This is a genomic window from Leptotrichia sp. oral taxon 879 str. F0557 (assembly GCF_000469385.1).
Lineage (GTDB): Bacteria > Fusobacteriota > Fusobacteriia > Fusobacteriales > Leptotrichiaceae > Leptotrichia > Leptotrichia mesophila.
Genome location: NZ_KI271317.1, coordinates 36,143 through 54,829, shown reverse-complemented (window position 1 = coordinate 54,829; position 18,687 = coordinate 36,143). Strand labels below are relative to the sequence as shown.

Sequence of the window (18,687 nt, the reverse complement as noted above, 5' to 3'; positions counted from 1 at the left end):
AGAAAAAGTATGAAGAAAACAGAGGGGATGAAAAATGGGAAATAAAAAGCGATTACCGATAGGAATGTCTGATTTTAAAAGAATAATAGAAGAAAATTACTATTATGTTGATAAAACAGGATTGATTAGCAGTATTTTAAAAGATGGAGCAAATGTAAATCTATTCACTCGTCCAAGAAGATTTGGGAAAACGCTTAATATGTCAATGATAAGATATTTTTTTGATTTTGAAAATAGAGAAGAAAATAAGAGACTGTTTGACAATCTTAATATTTCAGAAACTGAATATGCAAGTGAGCAGGGGAAATATCCAGTAATATTTGTGAGTTTTAAGAATATTGAGGAAGATGAGTGGGAAGATTGCTATTTTGAAATAAAAAATTTGATAAATAAATTGTATAATGACTTTGAATTTATAAGAAAAAACTTGAATCAGAGTGAGTTAATGGAATTTGACAAGATATGGCTGAAACAGAAAGGGGCAGATTGGAAAAATTCTTTAAAAAATTTGACAAAATATCTGTATGATTATTATGGGAAAAAGAAAGTTGTCGTTTTGATTGATGAATACGATACTCCAATAATTCAGTCATATCAAGCAGGGTACTATAAAAAGGCAATTTCGTTTTTCAAAAGATTTTACGGAGAAGCCTTGAAGGATAATGAGTATTTGCAATTTGGGATTATGACAGGAATTTTACGGATTGCAAAAGAGGGGATTTTTTCAGGGCTGAACAATTTGAAAGTAAATACAATATTTGGTGAAAAATATTCTGAGTTTTTTGGGCTTACAGAAATTGAAGTTATAAAAGCTGTGAAATATTATGAGCTTGAATATGAGCTGGAAGAGGTTAAGAAATGGTATAATGGCTATCAGTTTGGAGATACTGAAATTTATAATCCTTGGTCAATTATTAATTTTTTGTCGGCTAGACAATTACGTCCTTATTGGATTGGTGTTTCAGGGAATAAATTGATAGATGAAATGCTTGATGAAGGGAATAAGGAAATATTTGATGATTTGGAGAAATTATTTAATAAGGAGAAAATTTACAAGGAAATAAATGATTATTCTGAATTTACTTTTGATACGGATGATATATGGCAATTATTTCTGTATGCAGGCTATTTGACGATTGGCGGGAAAAAAGTGGATAATGAATATCCTATAAGGATACCAAATAACGAAATACTGGAGTTTTTTGAAAACAGGTTTATTGCCAGATTTATTAAAAAAACTCAAAAATTTGCAAATATTATAAAAGACTTGAAGAAAGGAAAAATAGAAGAATTTGCAAAAGGACTTCAAGATGAAATACTAGCTTCATTAAGCTATTTTGATACAGATAAGGACGAGAAATATTACAAAGTATTTTTAATAGGGATTTTCATAGTTTTAGGAAATGACTATATCAGACTTTCTGAAAGGGAAACTGGATATGGAAGGGCTGATTTGGTACTTGAACCGAAAAATAAAGAAAATCCAGCATATATTTTTGAATTTAAAGTGGCAGGCAACGAAGAAGAAATGGACAATTATGCGAAAGAAGGATTTGGACAGATTAGAGAGAAAGAATATGATGTGGAACTGAAAAATCGTGGAGTTAAAGAAATAATCCATATTGGAATTGGATTTTACAGAAAGAAATTGAAAATGAAGTATGAAAGAGTGAATTTTTAGTTTTAGGAGTTTAGATGTGGGAAATGTGGATTTTATTATAAAAATTTTGGAAATTACCATAGTTGTAGTTGTTACAGTGTATTCTGTCTCAACTTGGTATTTTTTTGGAAGGGATCCAAAAAGAAAGGTAGTTGTTCCTGAATTTAATGTGCCAGATAATATTTCTGCAATGTTCATGGCATATATTAATGGAGAAAGAGATTCAATAAGAATATTAAAGATTGGAATATTGTCATTATTATCCAAAAATTATATTTCCGTTATTAAAGATAAAAAAGGGGAAATTAAAAAATTTATTTTGAATAATAAAAATAAAAAAAATTTAGAATTAAGAAAGGAAAATTTATTTGAAGAAGAAAGCGAATTACTGGATATTTTGTCTGACGGGGACTTATTTTCCAACAAACAGTTAATTTTAAAATATAAAAATCGTATTGTACATTTTTTAGAGAAAAAATATAAGAAAACGATATATAAAAATAATTATTTTTGTTTTATTCCATTTATTTTAGGAACTGCGATTTTATTATTTTTTTTATTATTGAAATTAACAAAGGGAAATGTTGAAAATTCAGTTCGTACCACAATAGCAGGAATTATATGGTTAAAACTTGTGTATGATATGTCAAGGGGAGTTTTGAAATTCTTATATATTACAGTTGTTATAGGTGGAATTATTGGGGTTATAATGTATGTTGATATTTATTCGGGCATAAGTTTATTTGCTTTAGGGATAATATTTTTGGTTTATGAAAAAGCGATAGGAAAGTACACGACTGCAGGAAGAAGAAAAATGGAATATATCGAAGGGATGAAAATGTATTTTAATACAACAGAAAGATACAGGATAGATAAATTTGAAACGCAAGAGGAAAAGTTGAATTATTTTAATTATTTGCTTCCTTATGCTGTTGCGCTTAAAATAGAAGATGAAAGTTTTAAATTATTTATGGATTCTTTAAATTTTTTAAACATGATGGGAAGTTACAAAGAAGCAAAATATTTTGTTGATGAATATACAGTTTCAATATTTCCTAATAAATTGTTTAAAAATGTATTTGATTTTTTTAAAGTTTGACTTATTAAGATTAGATAAGTTTAGAGCTTGAAAAGGTTAAAGTATAAAAATGTATTAAAGGAGCTTATTAATGAATAAATCTTATATAGTTATAATTGAAATTATTGTAGTTATACTTGTCGCAGTTTATTCTGTTTTAACTTGGTATTTTTTTGGAAGAGATCCGAAAAGAAAGGCAGTTGTTCCTGAATTTACAGAGTCAGATTATATTTCTGCAATGTTTGTGGCTTATATTAATGGCGAGAGGAATTCAAAGGAAATATTGAAAATTGGAATATTGTCGTTAATACTGAAGGGATATATTTCCGAAGTTAATGAAGATGGTACTGGAAAGAGAAAATATATTTTGAATCAGAAAAATAGAGATAATCTGAAATTGAGGAAGGAAACTTTATTTCAAGAGGAAAATAATTTGCTGGATGTTCTTTCGGAAAATGATTTGTTTGGGAATAAAATAGGAATTATTGGATTTAAAAATCGTATTGTATATTTTTTGGAAAAAAAATATAAAAGGATGATTTACAAAAATAATTATTTGTTTTTTGTCCCTGTAATATCTGGAATAGCGATTTCTATAGTTTTTATATTATTGAAATTATTACAGGGGAATCTTGAAAGTGCTATTATTGGTACAATGTTTATATTTATATTGCTTGAGTATGTACACGGGATGTCTGAAGGAATTTTAAAGTTTTTATATGTAGCAGTTATGTTGGGAATAATTGTTGCTGTAATGATGTATATGGAGATTTATTTGGGATTAAGCCTATTTATTTTGGGAATAATATTTTTGGTTTATGAAAAGACAATAGGGAAATATACAGTTTCGGGACAGCGAAAAATGGAGTATATTGAAGGTTTAAAAATGTATTTTGAAACTGCTGAAAAAAATAAAATCGATAAATTTGAAACAGAAGAAGAAAAACTTAATTATTTTAATAGAATATTTCCTTATATTATCGCACTTAAAGTGGAAGATGAAAAAATAGGAATTTTTAAGGATTCTTTGGATTTTTTAAATATAATGGGAAGTTATGCTGAAGCTCAATGTTATGTTAATGAGTATGTAGATAGGAAATTTCCGATTTTTAGAAAAAAATATATTTTTTGGTAAGATAAGTAGATGATTAGAAAAGTAAAATGTATTTTAGGATTAAAATAACAGAATTTTATAAATTATAAAATAATGAAATGAAAAAAGGAGAAGAAAGTTAAAAATGAAAATAGTGTATTTAGATAATGCTGCAACTACAAAAATGTCCGACAAAGTGATAGAAGAGATGACAAAATCGTTTAGTGAAAATTATGGAAACCCGTCTTCTGTGCATTCATTAGGGCAACGAGCAAAATCAGCTGTGGAAAGGGTAAGACATATTATAGCACAGAATTTGAAGATTGAAACAACTGAAATTGTATTTACATCTGGCGGAGCTGAAGGGAATAATCTTGCGATAAGAGGATTTTTAAAGGCGAACAATGATAAAGGAAAACATGTTATAACATCTAAAATAGAGCATTCTACGATTTTAAAAACCTTTGAGCAGCTGGAAAATGAAGGGTATGAAGTTTCGTACATTAGTGTTGATGAGAATGGAGTTGTGGATACTGAGGAGTTAAAACAGGAATTGAGGGAAGATACGGCTCTTGTTTCGATAATGTTTGTGAATAATGAAACTGGAGTTATTCAGCCAATTAAGGAAATTGGGGAAATTTTGGCAGAGAGAAATATATTTTTTCATACAGATGCAGTTCAGGCAATAGGGAAATTGAAAATTTTGCCAAAAGAATTGAAAATAGGAGCTTTGACGGCAACAGCTCATAAATTTTATGGGCCTAAGGGAGCAGGATTTGTATTTATTGATAAAAAATATTCGGTTGAAAAGGAAATCTGGGGTGGCTCGCAGGAAAGGAACAGACGGGCTGGAACGGAAAATGTTCACGGAATTTTGGGACTTGGTGTGGCATTTGAGGAAGTTTATGAAAATTTGGAAGAAATATCAGAAAAAGAGGATAAACTGCAAAATTATCTAGAAAATAAATTGAAAACTGAAATTAAAAAATTGGGTAAAAAAGTACGGATAAATGGAGAAAAGGCCAATAGAATAAAAACAACAACAAATGTCTACATAGAAGGAGTGGATATTCAAATGCTGCTGGTAGCACTGGATTTAAGAGGAATCTGCATAAGTGGCGGTTCTGCATGTATGTCAGGCTCACTTGAAAATTCGCACGTTTTGAAGGCTATGGGACTTACTGATGAGGAATTGAAAGGTTCATTTAGAATTAGTATTGGTAAAGATACTACTATTGAAGAAATAGATTATTTTGTAGAAAATTTAATTGAAGTTATTTAAATACAGAATTATAAAAAAGATTATCAGGTAGTTTTAAAAAAATAAGAAAGCAAAATTTAACAAATTGTTAGTAGAAAGGGAATTAAAATGAATAATATAAAAGCGATATTTATGGATTTGGATGGAACAGTGCTGACAAGTGAGCATAAAGTTTCGGGAAATTTGATAAAAAAATTGAGAGAATTGGAAGAAAAGGGAGTGAAAACATTTATTGCAACTGGGAGAACCTTTATTTCATCAAAGCCCTTTGTGGAAATGCTGGGTATAAAAAATCCAGTAATTAACTATAATGGAGGAAGAGTTACAAATCCGTTAAATAATGAAGTTATATTTGAGAAACCTGTTGAGGCACAAGATGTTAAGGAACTTATTAAAGTTTCGAGAGAAAAGGGAATTCACTTAAATTTATATATGGATGACAAGTTATATATTGAAAATGAAACAGATGAAGGTAAAAAATATTCAGAAAGTGTGGAAATTCCATATTATGTGAAAAATTTTGACGAATTCATTGGAAAAACTTCTACAAAAGCATTATTTATTGCAGAAAATTCGATTTTACTGGAGTTAAAAAAGGAATTGGAAGAAAAATTGCCACATATTAATTTTGTATTTTCAAAGCCACATTATTTAGAATGCTTGAATAAGGAAGTAAATAAAGGGCTGGCAATAAAGGAACTGTTAAAAAAATATGATATTTCCCCAGAAGAAACAATGGCGTTTGGAGATCAGTGGAATGATTTGGAAATGTTGAAGTTTGTGAAATACGGATATCTTATGGGGAATGCTACGGAAGAACTGAAACAGGAATTTTCAAAAGATAAAATTACTCTGTCAAATGATGAAGATGGGATTTATGAAGTGATAAAAGAACTTTAGGTATTTTTATAAAAATAGAAATTAGGTAGAAATTATGGAAAATAAATTTGTACATTTGAAATTGCATACCGAGTATTCACTGCTTGAAGGAGTAGGAAAGATAGATGAATATGTTGAAAAGGCTAAGGAAATTGGGGCAAAAGCACTTGCAATTACCGATACTTCGATGTTTGGGGCAATCGAATTTTTTAAAAAGTGTAAAAATGCTGGAATAAAGCCGATTATTGGACTTGAGGTGTTTCTTGATGGGCTGGAGAAAGTAGGTGAGTTTTCGCTTACTTTACTTGCTAAAAATCAGAATGGGTATAAAAATTTATCAAAATTGTCGTCAATTTCATATAGCAGGTTTACACGGAATCGGAATAAAATTAAGTATGATGAGTTGAAAAAATATTCAGATGACTTGTATATTTTGTCAGGGGGAATAAATAGTGAGGTTGTAAAGGGTATTCTGGATTTGGAAAATACTCAGGTTAGAAGGGTTATTGAGAAACTTTGTAAAGATTTTGGGGATAATTTTTTTATTGAAGTTCCTGCTGTGGAAAGGCTGGAAAAGGCTAGGAAAATGCTTTTTGACATTGTACGTAAAAATAAATTTGATAATTTTGTTATTACAAACGATGTTTATTATCCAAATAGAGAAGATATGGTTTTGCAGAAGATTGTAGAGTCGATAAAAGCAGGAAGCAAAATTGATGCGGAAAAATCAGACAGTAGTGAAATTTTGTATGATGATTTGTATTTGAAGTCGGAAGAAGAAATAAAAAAATGTTTTGAAAATAAGGAATATAGTGAATTTTATGAAACTGGAATTAACAATGTGGAAAAAATTGTGGAAAACTGCAATATTGATTTTGAGTTTCATCATTTTAAATTTCCAAAATATTCGTTGCCGCAAAATATAAGTGAAAAGGAATTTTTGCGAAATCTAGTATTTGAGGGGCTTTTTCACAAATACTTGAAAAAATCTGTTTCAGATTCTGAAAAATTACAGCTGGATAAAAATTTTGAGATAATTGAAAAAGAGATTGCAAAAGATGAAATTGCTGGGCAGAAATTGAAAGAAGTTAAAATTCGGGAAGAATTATTAAAGAATAATTTGGAAAATGTTTTGGAGCGTGCAGAGTATGAGCTGGAAATTATTGATAAAATGGGATACAATGGATATTTTATCATTGTCTGGGATTTTATAAAATTCTCACGTGAAAATGGGGTTTATGTTGGACCTGGACGGGGTTCTGCTGCAGGGAGCATTGTATCGTATGCTTTGAATATTACGGAAATTGATCCGCTTGAGTATAATCTGATTTTTGAGAGGTTTTTGAATCCTGAACGTATTTCGATGCCAGATATTGACATAGATTTTGATCAGGAACAGCGGGAAATTGTTATAAATTATGTGGTGAATAAATACGGTGCGGAATACGTGGCACATATTATTACGTTTGGAACGCTAAAGGCGAGGCTTGCAATTCGTGATGTGGGGCGTGTGTTAAATATTTCTCTTGTAAAAGTCGATAAAATCGCTAAAATGATACCGTTTAATACGGAATTGAAAGATGCCTTGAACAATATTCCTGAAATTAGAAAAATGTACGAAACCGACAGAGAAATAAAAAGAGTGATTGATTATTCACTAAAATTGGAGGGGAAAGTTCGTCATGCCTCTGTTCATGCAGCTGGAGTCGTTATTTCCAAAGATGTGCTAAGCGATGAGATTCCAACTTATTCTGATGGGAAAACAAAGATTGTTTCAACACAGTATCAAATGAAGGAACTGGAAGAGCTGGGAATTTTAAAAATGGATTTCCTTGGATTGAAAAATCTCACAATTTTGCGGAAAACTGTGGAAAATATTGAGAAAAGAAGAAAAATAAAAATAGATTTAAATGATATTTCGCTAAATGATGAAAAAACTTATGAACTACTTACAAAAGCTGATACAATGGGAGTTTTTCAATGTGAGTCGGCTGGAATCAGAAGCCTTATGAAAAAAATGAAAATTGAAAAATTTGAGGACATAATCGCATTGCTTGCACTGTATCGTCCAGGGCCTTTGCGAAGTGGAATGGTGGATGATTTTATCAATGTGAAAAATAACAGAACTGAGATAAAATATATTGATGATTCCCTAAAATACATACTTGAGGAAACTTACGGAATAATTTTGTATCAGGAGCAGGTTATGAAAATTGTGAGTGAAATGGCAAATTATTCGCTTGGGGAAGCTGATGAGCTACGGCGTGCGATTGGAAAGAAAAATCCTGAACTAATGAAGAAAAATCGTGAAAAATTTGTAACGAATGCTCAAAAAAACGGAGTTTTATCGAAAAAAGCAAACGAAATTTATGATTTAGTGGAAAAATTTGGTGGATATGGATTTAACAAGTCACATTCGGCGGCTTATGCCTTGATTGTTTACTGGACAGCGTATTTTAAGGCAAATTATCCATTGGAGTTTTTTGCTGCGATAATGACAACTGAAGTGCATAATCTGGATAGATTTGTTGTTTTTGTGAATGAAGCTAAAGAAAAAGGAATTAATATATTTTTGCCAGATGTGAATTTGTCTGATTATGATTTTGAAATTGAAGAAAATCAGGAGGATAAAGAAAATTTTGGAAAGGCTGGAATAAGATTTGGACTTCTTGCGATAAAGGGCGTGGGAGCAGCATTAATTAATGAAATAAAAAAAGAACGAAAAAACGGAAAGTTTGTTTCCTACAAAGATTTTGGATATCGGATGAAGCAAAATGGAATTACAAAAAAACAGCTGGAATCGCTAATTTTATCGGGAGCATTAGATGGACTTGATGGAAACAGGTTTGAAAAATACAAGTCTATTGACAAAGTTCTAGAATACAGCCAGAAAAAATACGAATCTGAAGAAGATTTGCAAATGATTTTATTCGGCGGTAAAAAAGAAATGTCAGTTGACTTCCAGATGGAAAAAAGCGATGAGTTTCCTCAAAAAGTGTTACTTCAAAATGAAAAGGAATATTTGGGAATCTACATTTCAAGCCATCCTTTAAATGAGAAAAAAAATCTGATAAATATAATTTCCCATAATAAAATATCAGAAATTTCCCAAAAAGAGCTAAAAAAAGTACGAATTATCGGAATAGTAAAAAACGTAAAAAAATTTACAACACGGGCTGGAAAAGAGCCGATGGTAAAATTTGAAATGGAAGATTTTCAAAAAAGCATTGAAGTAATCTGTTTTCCAAGAGAATACATAACTTTTGGATATAAAATCACAGAAGGGCAGATTATGGTGCTGGAAGGAATTGTAAATTCCGAGCAAAATAAAAATACACTTATTTTAAACAACATTTGCAATATTGAAAATCTGGAAGAAAATAAAAATCTAAAATTATACATTTTAATTGACGAAGAAGTGAAAGAAAAAAATCAGGAATTGAAGCAGATTGTTTTAAAAAATAAAGGCGATAATCAAGTATTTTTAGCGTTTAAAACGAATGAGAAAAAGGAAGTTGTAAAACTGTCTGAAAAATATAATGTGAACTTGTCACTCAAGTTTATTAGGAAAGTTGCGAAATTGGTGGGGACTGAGAGGATAAAGTTGAAATAGAAAAAATAAGAAATATTTTTGGAAATAGGGATGTTTAATGCTTAGATTTAGGAAAGGAAGAAAATTTTAAATATTTTTATCGTTATTGTGGATAAGAAGCTAATAAAGGGAAAATAAATTTAGGAAAAATTTGTAATAAAGCAGATATAATTGAAAGTTCATTAAGTAAAATAAAATTTTCTTAATCAAATTACCTTTTGAAAAATCTATTAAATATGATAAAATAATAGATATTGTAAGCTAGATCTAAAAAATAAAATTATAAAATTAAATACTAAAAAAATTGGAGGAAAGCAATGATAAAGGAATACAAACCGTCGGAAATTGAGAAAAAATGGCAAGATAAATGGTTTGAAGGAGATGTTTTTAAATCAGAAAATAAAGTTGATGGTAAAGAGAATTATTATGTACTTGAGATGTTTGCGTATCCATCTGGAAAGCTTCATGTTGGGCATTTGAGAAATTATGCGATTGGAGATGCGATTGCTAGATATAAGAAGATGAAGGGGTTTAATGTGTTGCATCCATTTGGGTGGGACAGTTTTGGATTACCTGCGGAAAATGCCGCAATTGACAATGGGGCACATCCTGGGAAATGGACAAAGGCTAATATTGACAATATGAGAAGACAGATGAAGCTTATGGGACTTTCTTATGACTGGGATAGAGAACTTAGTACTTATACTCCAGAATACTATAAATGGAATCAGAAATTTTTTATTGAGATGTATAAAAAAGGTCTTGTTTATAAGAAAAAATCTTATGTAAACTGGTGTCCAGACTGTAATACCGTACTTGCAAATGAGCAGGTTGAAGGCGGAAAATGCTGGCGACACGGTAAAACAGATGTAATTCAAAAGGAACTTTCACAATGGTATTTCAAAATTACAGAATATGCAGAAGAATTACTGCAAGGACATGAAGAACTTAGAGGTCATTGGCCTGAGCAAGTGCTTGCTATGCAGAAAAACTGGATTGGAAAATCAACAGGAGCGGAAGTAGACTTTATTTTGGACTTTGATTATAAAGGGAATAATGAGAATATTATAAAAAATGAAAAAGGTGAAGTTGTAATAACTGTGTTTACTACGAGAGCGGACACGCTATTTGGGGCGACTTACTTGACTTTGGCACCTGAACATCCGTTAGTAGAAGAAGTTATTTTGAAGCAAAATCCTGAAATTAGGGAAAAAGTTGAGGCTATGATTAATGAGGATAAAATTAGCCGTACTGCTGAAGATAAGGAAAAAGAGGGTGTGTTTACAGGACTTTATGTTATAAATCCAATAAATAATGTAAAAGTACCTTTATGGATTGGAAACTATGTATTAATAGATTATGGGACTGGAGCGGTTATGGCTGTGCCTGCCCATGACGCAAGAGACTTGGCTTTTGCGAAAAAATATGACTTGCCAATTAAAATTGTGGTAAATCCTGTGGATAAAAATGGGAATGTGCATGAATTGACGCTTGAAGAAACATTTGAAAATATTTTTACTGGAAATGGAATTATGATTAATTCTGGAGAATTTGATGGAATTTCAAATGAAGATGGAAAAACCAAGATTGTAGAAAAGCTGGAAAAATTAGGAAAAGGTAAGGCAACTGTAAATTATAGGCTTCATGACTGGCTAATCAGCAGACAAAGATACTGGGGAACTCCAATTCCTGTGATTTATGATGAAGATGGAAATATTTATTTGGAAGAGGAAGCAAACTTGCCTGTGAAACTGCCTACAGATATTGAGTTTAGCGGAAAAGGAAATCCACTTGAAACTTCTGAGGAATTTAAAAATGTGATTTTACCAAATGGGAAAAAAGGGAGAAGAGAAACTGACACAATGGATACTTTCGTTGATTCTTCGTGGTATTACTTGAGATATTTGGATTCTCACAATGATAAAGAGCCGTTTAAAAAGGAAGATGCAGATAACTGGACTCCAGTTCATCAATATATCGGTGGAATTGAGCATGCGGTAATGCACTTGCTTTATGCAAGATTTTTCCACAAATCATTAAGAGATTTAGGATACGTTGACACAAATGAGCCATTTAAGCGTTTATTGACACAGGGAATGGTTTTAGGGCCTTCTTACTATTCTCAAAACGAAAGAAGATACTTGTTCCCAAGAGAAGTGGAAATGAAGGATGGAAAGCCTGTTTCTAAGGAAACTGGAGAAGAATTGGCAACAAAAGTTGAAAAAATGAGTAAATCTAAAAATAACGGAGTAGATCCTGAAGAAATCGTGAAGGAATACGGAGCTGACTCTTCAAGAGTGTTTACATTATTTGCTGCACCGCCTGAAAAAGAGCTGGAATGGAATATGAACGGTCTTGCTGGAGCTTATAGATTTATAAACAGACTTTATCTTTTAATTTCATCAACAGCTGATTTTGCTGATAAAAATGCAACAAAGGAAAATAATTACGGAATTAATCTAGATGCAAGAAGCGAAAAAGACAAGGAAATTCAGAAAAAATTACATCAGACAGTGAAAAAAGTTACAGACAGCATAGAGGACGATTTCCACTTTAACACAGCAATCGCCGCAATAATGGAACTTCTAAACGATATGACAACTTACAAGCAAAATGTAATCGACAAAAACGACATTTCATCAGAAAGTAAAAAAGTATGGCATGAAGTTCTTGAAAAAGTGATTTTATTAATTGCACCTTTTGCACCGCATGTAGCAGATGAATTATGGAGTGATTTAGGAAATACAACTCTTACTTTTGAGCAAGAATGGCCAACATTCGATGAAAAATTAACTGTGGAAAACAACTTTAACTTGGTTTTACAAGTAAATGGAAAAGTTAGGGATATGATTCCTGCACAAATTGGAATTTCAAAAGATGACGCTGAAAAATTGGCATTTTCTTCAGAAAAAGTTCAAAAATTTATTGATGGAAAAGAAGTTGTTAAGGTAATTGCTGTGCCTAATAAGTTGGTTAATATTGTGGTGAAAGGATAAAATTTAATAAAGGGGGAGGAATTTTTAAAAAGAAAAATTAAATTAGGGGTGATTAAGATGACATATATTGCAGAAATAGAAAATAATAAATTAATTAATGAATTTAAAAAAGCTGTAAAAAAAACTGGAAAAAGTGAAAGTGATGTATTAGTTCAATTGATGGCTAAATTTGTTGAAGAAAATAAAATTGAAAAGAATTCAATGGATATTCTATTTAATAAAATGGAAGAAAATAAAGATGTTTTTATCAGAATGCGTGATAAATAATGATTAAATATTTTGAAGTTTGTGACATTTTAAAAATACATAATAAAGTTTTAGAATTATCAGGTGGTTTAAAGGTTTATAAAGATAAATCGAAAATATAAAAAATATGTCTGAAATTAAAAAAAATAGGAGGGGAACAGAATGGCTAAAATCGCAGTAACTGGAGTGACAGGAAATTTAGGTGGCATGGTTTCAAGATTATGTAAAGAAAATGGAATAAAAGTGAGAAATTTGGCTAGAAATAAGGAAAAAGCTGAAAAAATTGGATTTTCTGATGTTTTTAAATCAAATTATGATAAATCAGAGGATACTATAAAATCATTAGAAGGAATTGAGGTACTTTTTATGGTGTCGGGTTCTGAAAATCCTGACCGTGTTCAGCAGCATAAGGATTTTATTGATGCGGCTAAAATATCAGGAGTTTCGCACATTATTTATCTTTCGTTTTACAATGCTTCAAAAAATTCGATATTTACATTGGGAAGAGATCATTATGCAACTGAGGAATACATTAAAGAAAATGGCTTTAAATATACATTTTTGAGAGACAATTTTTATGCAGATTTTTTTGTGAATTTGTGCAGAGAATACGGAGAAATAAAAGGACCTGCTGGGAATGGAAAGGTTTCTGTTGTAGTGCGTTCGGATGTGTCAGAAGTGGCTGCTAAAATTTTGGAAAATCCAGAAAAATGGGAAAATCAGACTTTGAATATGACAGGACCTGAAGAATTCACAATGGAGGAAATTGTAAAAATTGTAAGTAAATATTTTGGGAAAGAAATTAAGTATATTGATGAAACGGTAGAAGATGCTTATGAATCACGTAAAATCTGGAAAGCTGAACAATGGGAATACGACTCGTGGGTTTCAACTTATACTGCAATTGCCCAAAATGAACAATCGGGTATTTCAAATGATATTAAAAAAGTTCTGGGGCGTAAAGCAACTTCCCTGACGGGGTATTTAGAAACATTATAATTAAAAATATGATTAAAAGATTTTGTGAAATAAAATTTTATAAAAGAGGGGGAGAGATTTTTAATGAAAAATAATATGAAAAAAAAATTACCAATAGGAATATCGGATTTTAAAGAAATAATTGAAAAAGATTATTATTATTTTGATAAGACTAAATTTATTGAAAATCTTTTGGAAGACGGGTTTAAGGTTAATTTATTCACTCGTCCAAGAAGGTTTGGGAAAACGCTTAATATATCGATGTTAAAATATTTTTTTGATATCGAGAAAAAAGATGAAAATAAAAAATTGTTTGAAAATCTGGATATTTCTGAAAGTAGATATTTTGAAAAACAGGGGAATTATCCCGTAATTTCCATTTCATTTAGAACTTATGGCGAAAAAAATTGGGAGAAGGGTTTTAAAAGTATTAAAGAAACAATTAGCAATTTATATGAGGAATACAAGTTTTTGACTGAGAAAATGGATGAAATTGAGATTGAAAAATTTAATTCTATTAGAAGAGGAATTGATTCAATAAATTGGAAATCTTCTTTGTTTAATTTGTCAAGATATTTGCACAAGTATTATGAAAAAAAAGTAGTAATTTTGATAGATGAGTATGATCAGCCAATAATAGATTCCTATATAAAAGGATATTATGAAGAGGCAATAGACTTTTTCAAGAGTTTTTATGGAATGGTTTTAAAAGATAATGAATATCTTGAAATGGGGGTCATAACGGGAATATTGCGTGTTGCAAAAGAAAATATCTTTTCAGGGCTGAATAATTTGAAGGTGAATACTATACTAAATGATAAATTTACTGAATATTTTGGAATTACTGAGTCTGAAGTGGAAAAGGCGTTGAAGGATTTTGATTTTGAATACGATTTGGCAGATGTCCAAAAATGGTATAATGGATATTTATTTGGAGATGTGAGAGTTTATAACCCTTGGTCAATTATTAACTTTTTAGCTGATGGGAAGTTAAAGACATATTGGGTAAACACAAGTGGAAATGATTTAATAAAATTATATTTACAAAAATTAAAAAATGAAATTTACGATGATTTTTCAAGGCTTTTAAACAAAGAAAGTATTTTAAAAGTAATCAATGACAATATGACTTTTGGAAATTTGGAAGCAAACTTTTCGGAAAATATATGGAATTTATTTTTTCACAGCGGATATTTAACTCTAGCACAAAAATACGATGAAGATGATGAAGACGCATATTTAAAAATTCCAAATGAGGAAATATTAAAAATGTTTTCAAAAATGTTTATTGATGTGTATTTTGAAAACTATAATTTGTTTTTAAGTATGATAAATGCTTTGAGAACTGGAGATATTGACAAATTTAAATTGGAATTAAGGAAAATTTTGCTTGAAAATGTTGGAATATTTGATGTGAGCGGGATTTACAATGAGCAGTTTTATCACGGATTAATGCTTGGATTAATTTTAATGCTAAAACGAGAATACGAAATAACTTCAAATAATTTTGCAGGGAAAGGCAGATATGATGTGTTATTAAAGCCTAAAAATCTTGAAAAAAGGAAAGAAGGAATCATTCTGGAACTTAAAATTGCTGATTTTGGAAATAATTTGAACAAAAATGAAATTAAAGAAAAACTGGAAAAGGAATGTGAAGTTGCATTACAGCAAATTGAAGAAAAAGAGTATGCTTCAGTACTTAAAAATGCTGGAATTAATAATATTCTGAAAGTTGGAATGGCGTTTTTGGGGAAGGAAATGGAAGTTAAATTTAAGAGAGAAGTATAATTCTTTTAGGAAGTTTAAATAAAATAAGTTTACTTGTAAAGTCAGTAGAAATACTGACTTTTTATACTAATACTAACCCCCATTTAAATAATCAAAGTACTTATAAATTTATTTCTCTTCATTGTTCCATAACTCTAACAGCAAATATTTTTTCCGAAAGTCTAAGAAATTTAGTAAAATATTATTACTGAAGATATATTAAGGATATAAAATTAATTTATTAAAAAACATTTGATTTTTTCAGAAAATGATGTATAATAATATTAATTTAAAATTAAAATTTACATAAAAATAGTTTTTTAAAGGGGGAGAAAATGAGAATAAAGGGGAATAACAATGGATTTACACTCATTGAGGTTTTATTATATATTTCAATTATGGCGATTTTGTTTATGGTGGTTTCTGTGAATTTACAGAAACAGAGGCAGAATCAGGAGTTCGCAATTCAGAAGAGGAATATTAGCCAGTTTATTAGAAAAATTCAACAGTATGCACAGCACAACAGGAAGGAATATGTGCTGGATTTTAAAATATCTGAAAAGAGGGCCTATTTTTTGGATGAAAAAAATGGGAAAAAGGATATTATAGATAAAATGGAGATTTCCCAAAACTTATCTTATATGACAAATAATTCTAATAAAAATGCTGATTTTAGAAGACGTACCACAAATGAAGGGAATTTTGAAAAAGGATTTTCCGTTTATTTGCTGGATAAAAAGGGAGAAAAAATTTATTACAGAATTTCCACAAACACAATAAATGCGGCGAAATATCCGATTATAAGTATTTACAGGGCTAAAAAGCCGATTAATCTTTCGGATGATTATTCAAAGGCTAATTTGTGGGAGGAGGAAATTTAGATGAAAAATGGGGGAAATTTTGAAAATAATGAGATAATTGAGGAAAGAAATAAAAAAATAGATTTTGAGAATATAAAATTTCGTAAAATCGTGAAAAAATCTAATAAAAATGAAAATATAAAAAATTCTGGAAATACAAAAGTGAGTAAAAATAATGACAATAGTCAAACTCAAGAAAACGTAAATAAATTTGAAAATAAGGAATTTGACAAATATATTTTGGAAATGCAGAAATTCAGAGAAAAAGAAGCTAGAAAAAAGTATATAAAATCTGAACTTTCACGCAGGAAACAAAATTTAGTAAGGTTTTTTAATATAGAAATAGGAATTGAAGAAGTGAAAAGAACTTGGCAATTTGGAATTTTAATTTTGGCAGGGATTTTTTTGTTTGTGTTTTATCTGAATTTTGTTACTTTTAAGGGGGAACTTTCTGGAGAAAAAACGCTTTATGTGAAGATTGATGGAAATCGTGGAAGTGTCTTGAAGGTTAATAACAAATATTTGAAAAGTCAGGCGAGCATAGAGAATAAGAAGGGGCTTGAATATGGATTTTACCTTATGCGGTACAAGATTAGGAAAGTTGTAAATAAAAATGGCAATATTAAGATTGAAGGGAAAGTGTTAGGATATAAAGAATCACGATTAAATGGAGTTCGTAAATATATTTTGGAGATTTTTGATAATTTGTTTATAACTGAAGAAAATTTGTATGCTTTTTCACGTGCTGCAGTTCTGGGAGAAAAGGCGGAGGTCTCTAAGGATATGAAGGATAAGTTTAAATACACGGGACTGGCTCACTTAATTGTAATTTCTGGGACTCACATAAGTCTGGTTGTTATTGGGATTGTGAAAATTTTGGATGGGTTGTCGCTAGGGTATAGGTTTAAGTATCTGATGGCACTTGTGGCACTAACTTTCTATTGTGCATTAATTGGATTCTCGCCAGGAATTTTACGTGCCTATATTATGGGAGTGATGATGATTTTGGCAAGGATTCTTTTTGAGCAGGAAGACAGTAAAAAATCTTTGTTAATATCGTTTATTGTTATAATTGTACTAAATCCATATTCACTTTTTGATATTTCTATGCAGCTTTCATATGCAGCTGTTATAGCAATAATTTTTGTCAATCCTGAATTTAAGAAATTTTATGAAAAAAAGATTTTGGATAAAATAAAAAACGATGTTTTAAAAAATACTGTAGATTTGATATTTTTAAGTTTAACAATACAAATTACGAGCATTCCTTTATTTTTGTATTATTTTGAAAAACTGCCATTATTTTCATTTTTATTAAACATTGTGGGAATACCGATTGGAACAGTTGTTATACAATGTTTATTTTTTGCAGTGCTTTTAAATATTTTTAAATTGTCTTTATTTAACAGTCTGATTGTTTTTGTTACAGAAATTATTTTTAAAGCTTTTGAAGGATTTATTTCCGCTGGAAGCAAAATTCCGCTTTTACAGATGAATATTAATGGAAAAGCACCACTATGGACGGTTTTTGCATATTATGGAATGTTATTTTTTATAACATTTTTTGTAATGCCCTTGTTTACTGCAAAAATTGATATATACTCAAGTTCTTTTAATACTGAAACAATAAAATAATTATAGAAATGGATTTAAGAATGTTATTAGCAGTATAAATGAAAATTATGATAATAAACATATTTTATAAGTTCCTGTTTCGTGGTATAATGATATGATAAAAAAATAATAAAATTTGAAAGGAAGATAGAATATGAGTTTACCAAATTGTCCAAAATGTGGATCAGAATATGTTTATGAGGATGGAAATATGCTAGTTTGTCCAGAATGCTTTTATGAATGGGCTGAAAATGGGGAAGAAAGCAGTGATGAAAACGTTGTGAAAGATTCAAACGGGAATATTTTGCAGGATGGAGACAGCGTTACAATTATTAAAGATTTGAAAGTAAAAGGTGCATCGTCAGACTTGAAGAGAGGAACAAAAGTTAAAAATATAAGATTAATTGATGATGGAATTCATAATATTGACTGTAAAATAGATGGTTTTGGTGCGATGAAGCTGAAATCGGAATTTGTTAAAAAAATATAAAAAATAGATTTTTTAATAACTTACTTTATAAGTTTTTTCTTTAAATATTCAACGAAGTAATTTTCATAAGCTTAGATTATTTTAGTTTTTTTATTTTATGTTTATTTAAGCAGGCAGAACAGACGCCATCTCCCTGCACCCACGCTTAACGCAAAACTTTCTTATAAAAGAAA

13 protein-coding genes are annotated in these 18,687 nt (G+C 29.9%); all 13 read left to right on the top strand.

The window, feature by feature from the left end; all coding sequences use genetic code 11:
* Positions 1-34 precede the first annotated feature (34 nt).
* Entirely contained in the window at positions 35-1,681 is a 1,647-nt protein-coding gene (locus tag HMPREF1552_RS05015; RefSeq protein ID WP_021744014.1) for an AAA family ATPase, read from the top strand.
* Between the two features lie 16 nt (positions 1,682-1,697).
* Positions 1,698-2,759, top strand: a complete 1,062-nt coding sequence (locus HMPREF1552_RS05010; protein WP_021744013.1) for a DUF2207 domain-containing protein — start codon at positions 1,698-1,700, stop codon at positions 2,757-2,759.
* 70 nt (positions 2,760-2,829) lie between these two features.
* Positions 2,830-3,873: a DUF2207 domain-containing protein gene (locus HMPREF1552_RS05005; protein WP_021744012.1), complete on the top strand. Its 1,044-nt coding sequence runs from the start codon at positions 2,830-2,832 to the stop codon at positions 3,871-3,873.
* A 103-nt stretch (positions 3,874-3,976) separates the two neighbouring features.
* Positions 3,977-5,113, top strand: a complete 1,137-nt coding sequence (locus tag HMPREF1552_RS05000) for a cysteine desulfurase family protein (protein WP_021744011.1) — start codon at positions 3,977-3,979, stop codon at positions 5,111-5,113.
* An 87-nt stretch (positions 5,114-5,200) separates the two neighbouring features.
* Positions 5,201-5,992: a Cof-type HAD-IIB family hydrolase gene (locus HMPREF1552_RS04995; protein ID WP_021744010.1), complete on the top strand. Its 792-nt coding sequence runs from the start codon at positions 5,201-5,203 to the stop codon at positions 5,990-5,992.
* A gap of 34 nt (positions 5,993-6,026) precedes the next feature.
* On the top strand, positions 6,027-9,584 hold the full coding sequence (dnaE, locus tag HMPREF1552_RS04990; RefSeq protein WP_021744009.1) for a DNA polymerase III subunit alpha: 3,558 nt from the start codon (positions 6,027-6,029) through the stop codon (positions 9,582-9,584).
* A 296-nt stretch (positions 9,585-9,880) separates the two neighbouring features.
* The gene (gene leuS / locus HMPREF1552_RS04985; protein WP_021744008.1) at positions 9,881-12,559 is read left to right on the top strand and encodes a leucine--tRNA ligase; all 2,679 of its coding nucleotides are present in this window, start codon (positions 9,881-9,883) and stop codon (positions 12,557-12,559) included.
* A gap of 57 nt (positions 12,560-12,616) precedes the next feature.
* The gene (locus tag HMPREF1552_RS04980; protein WP_021744007.1) at positions 12,617-12,826 is read left to right on the top strand and encodes a hypothetical protein; all 210 of its coding nucleotides are present in this window, start codon (positions 12,617-12,619) and stop codon (positions 12,824-12,826) included.
* A 141-nt stretch (positions 12,827-12,967) separates the two neighbouring features.
* Entirely contained in the window at positions 12,968-13,804 is an 837-nt protein-coding gene (locus HMPREF1552_RS04975; RefSeq protein ID WP_021744006.1) for an SDR family oxidoreductase, read from the top strand.
* Between the two features lie 63 nt (positions 13,805-13,867).
* Positions 13,868-15,571, top strand: a complete 1,704-nt coding sequence (locus tag HMPREF1552_RS04970) for an AAA family ATPase (RefSeq protein ID WP_021744005.1) — start codon at positions 13,868-13,870, stop codon at positions 15,569-15,571.
* A 314-nt stretch (positions 15,572-15,885) separates the two neighbouring features.
* Entirely contained in the window at positions 15,886-16,431 is a 546-nt protein-coding gene (locus HMPREF1552_RS04965) for a type II secretion system protein (protein WP_021744004.1), read from the top strand.
* The gene (locus HMPREF1552_RS04960) at positions 16,432-18,045 is read left to right on the top strand and encodes a ComEC/Rec2 family competence protein (RefSeq protein ID WP_021744003.1); all 1,614 of its coding nucleotides are present in this window, start codon (positions 16,432-16,434) and stop codon (positions 18,043-18,045) included.
* Between the two features lie 133 nt (positions 18,046-18,178).
* A complete protein-coding gene (locus HMPREF1552_RS04955) occupies positions 18,179-18,514 on the top strand; it encodes a zinc ribbon domain-containing protein YjdM (protein WP_021744002.1) in 336 nt (111 codons plus the stop codon).
* Positions 18,515-18,687: the final 173 nt, after the last annotated feature.

Bases quoted from the DNA above. Each gene is read 5' to 3' on its own strand.
- HMPREF1552_RS05015 (WP_021744014.1), top strand. From the start codon at position 35: ATGGGAAATAAAAAGCGATTACCGATAGGAATGTCTGATTTTAAAAGA.
- HMPREF1552_RS05005 (WP_021744012.1), top strand. From the start codon at position 2,830: ATGAATAAATCTTATATAGTTATAATTGAAATTATTGTAGTTATACTT.
- HMPREF1552_RS05000 (WP_021744011.1), top strand. From the start codon at position 3,977: ATGAAAATAGTGTATTTAGATAATGCTGCAACTACAAAAATGTCCGAC.
- HMPREF1552_RS04995 (WP_021744010.1), top strand. From the start codon at position 5,201: ATGAATAATATAAAAGCGATATTTATGGATTTGGATGGAACAGTGCTG.
- dnaE (WP_021744009.1), top strand. From the start codon at position 6,027: ATGGAAAATAAATTTGTACATTTGAAATTGCATACCGAGTATTCACTG.
- leuS (WP_021744008.1), top strand. From the start codon at position 9,881: ATGATAAAGGAATACAAACCGTCGGAAATTGAGAAAAAATGGCAAGAT.
- HMPREF1552_RS04980 (WP_021744007.1), top strand. From the start codon at position 12,617: ATGACATATATTGCAGAAATAGAAAATAATAAATTAATTAATGAATTT.
- HMPREF1552_RS04975 (WP_021744006.1), top strand. From the start codon at position 12,968: ATGGCTAAAATCGCAGTAACTGGAGTGACAGGAAATTTAGGTGGCATG.
- HMPREF1552_RS04970 (WP_021744005.1), top strand. From the start codon at position 13,868: ATGAAAAATAATATGAAAAAAAAATTACCAATAGGAATATCGGATTTT.
- HMPREF1552_RS04965 (WP_021744004.1), top strand. From the start codon at position 15,886: ATGAGAATAAAGGGGAATAACAATGGATTTACACTCATTGAGGTTTTA.
- HMPREF1552_RS04960 (WP_021744003.1), top strand. From the start codon at position 16,432: ATGAAAAATGGGGGAAATTTTGAAAATAATGAGATAATTGAGGAAAGA.
- HMPREF1552_RS04955 (WP_021744002.1), top strand. From the start codon at position 18,179: ATGAGTTTACCAAATTGTCCAAAATGTGGATCAGAATATGTTTATGAG.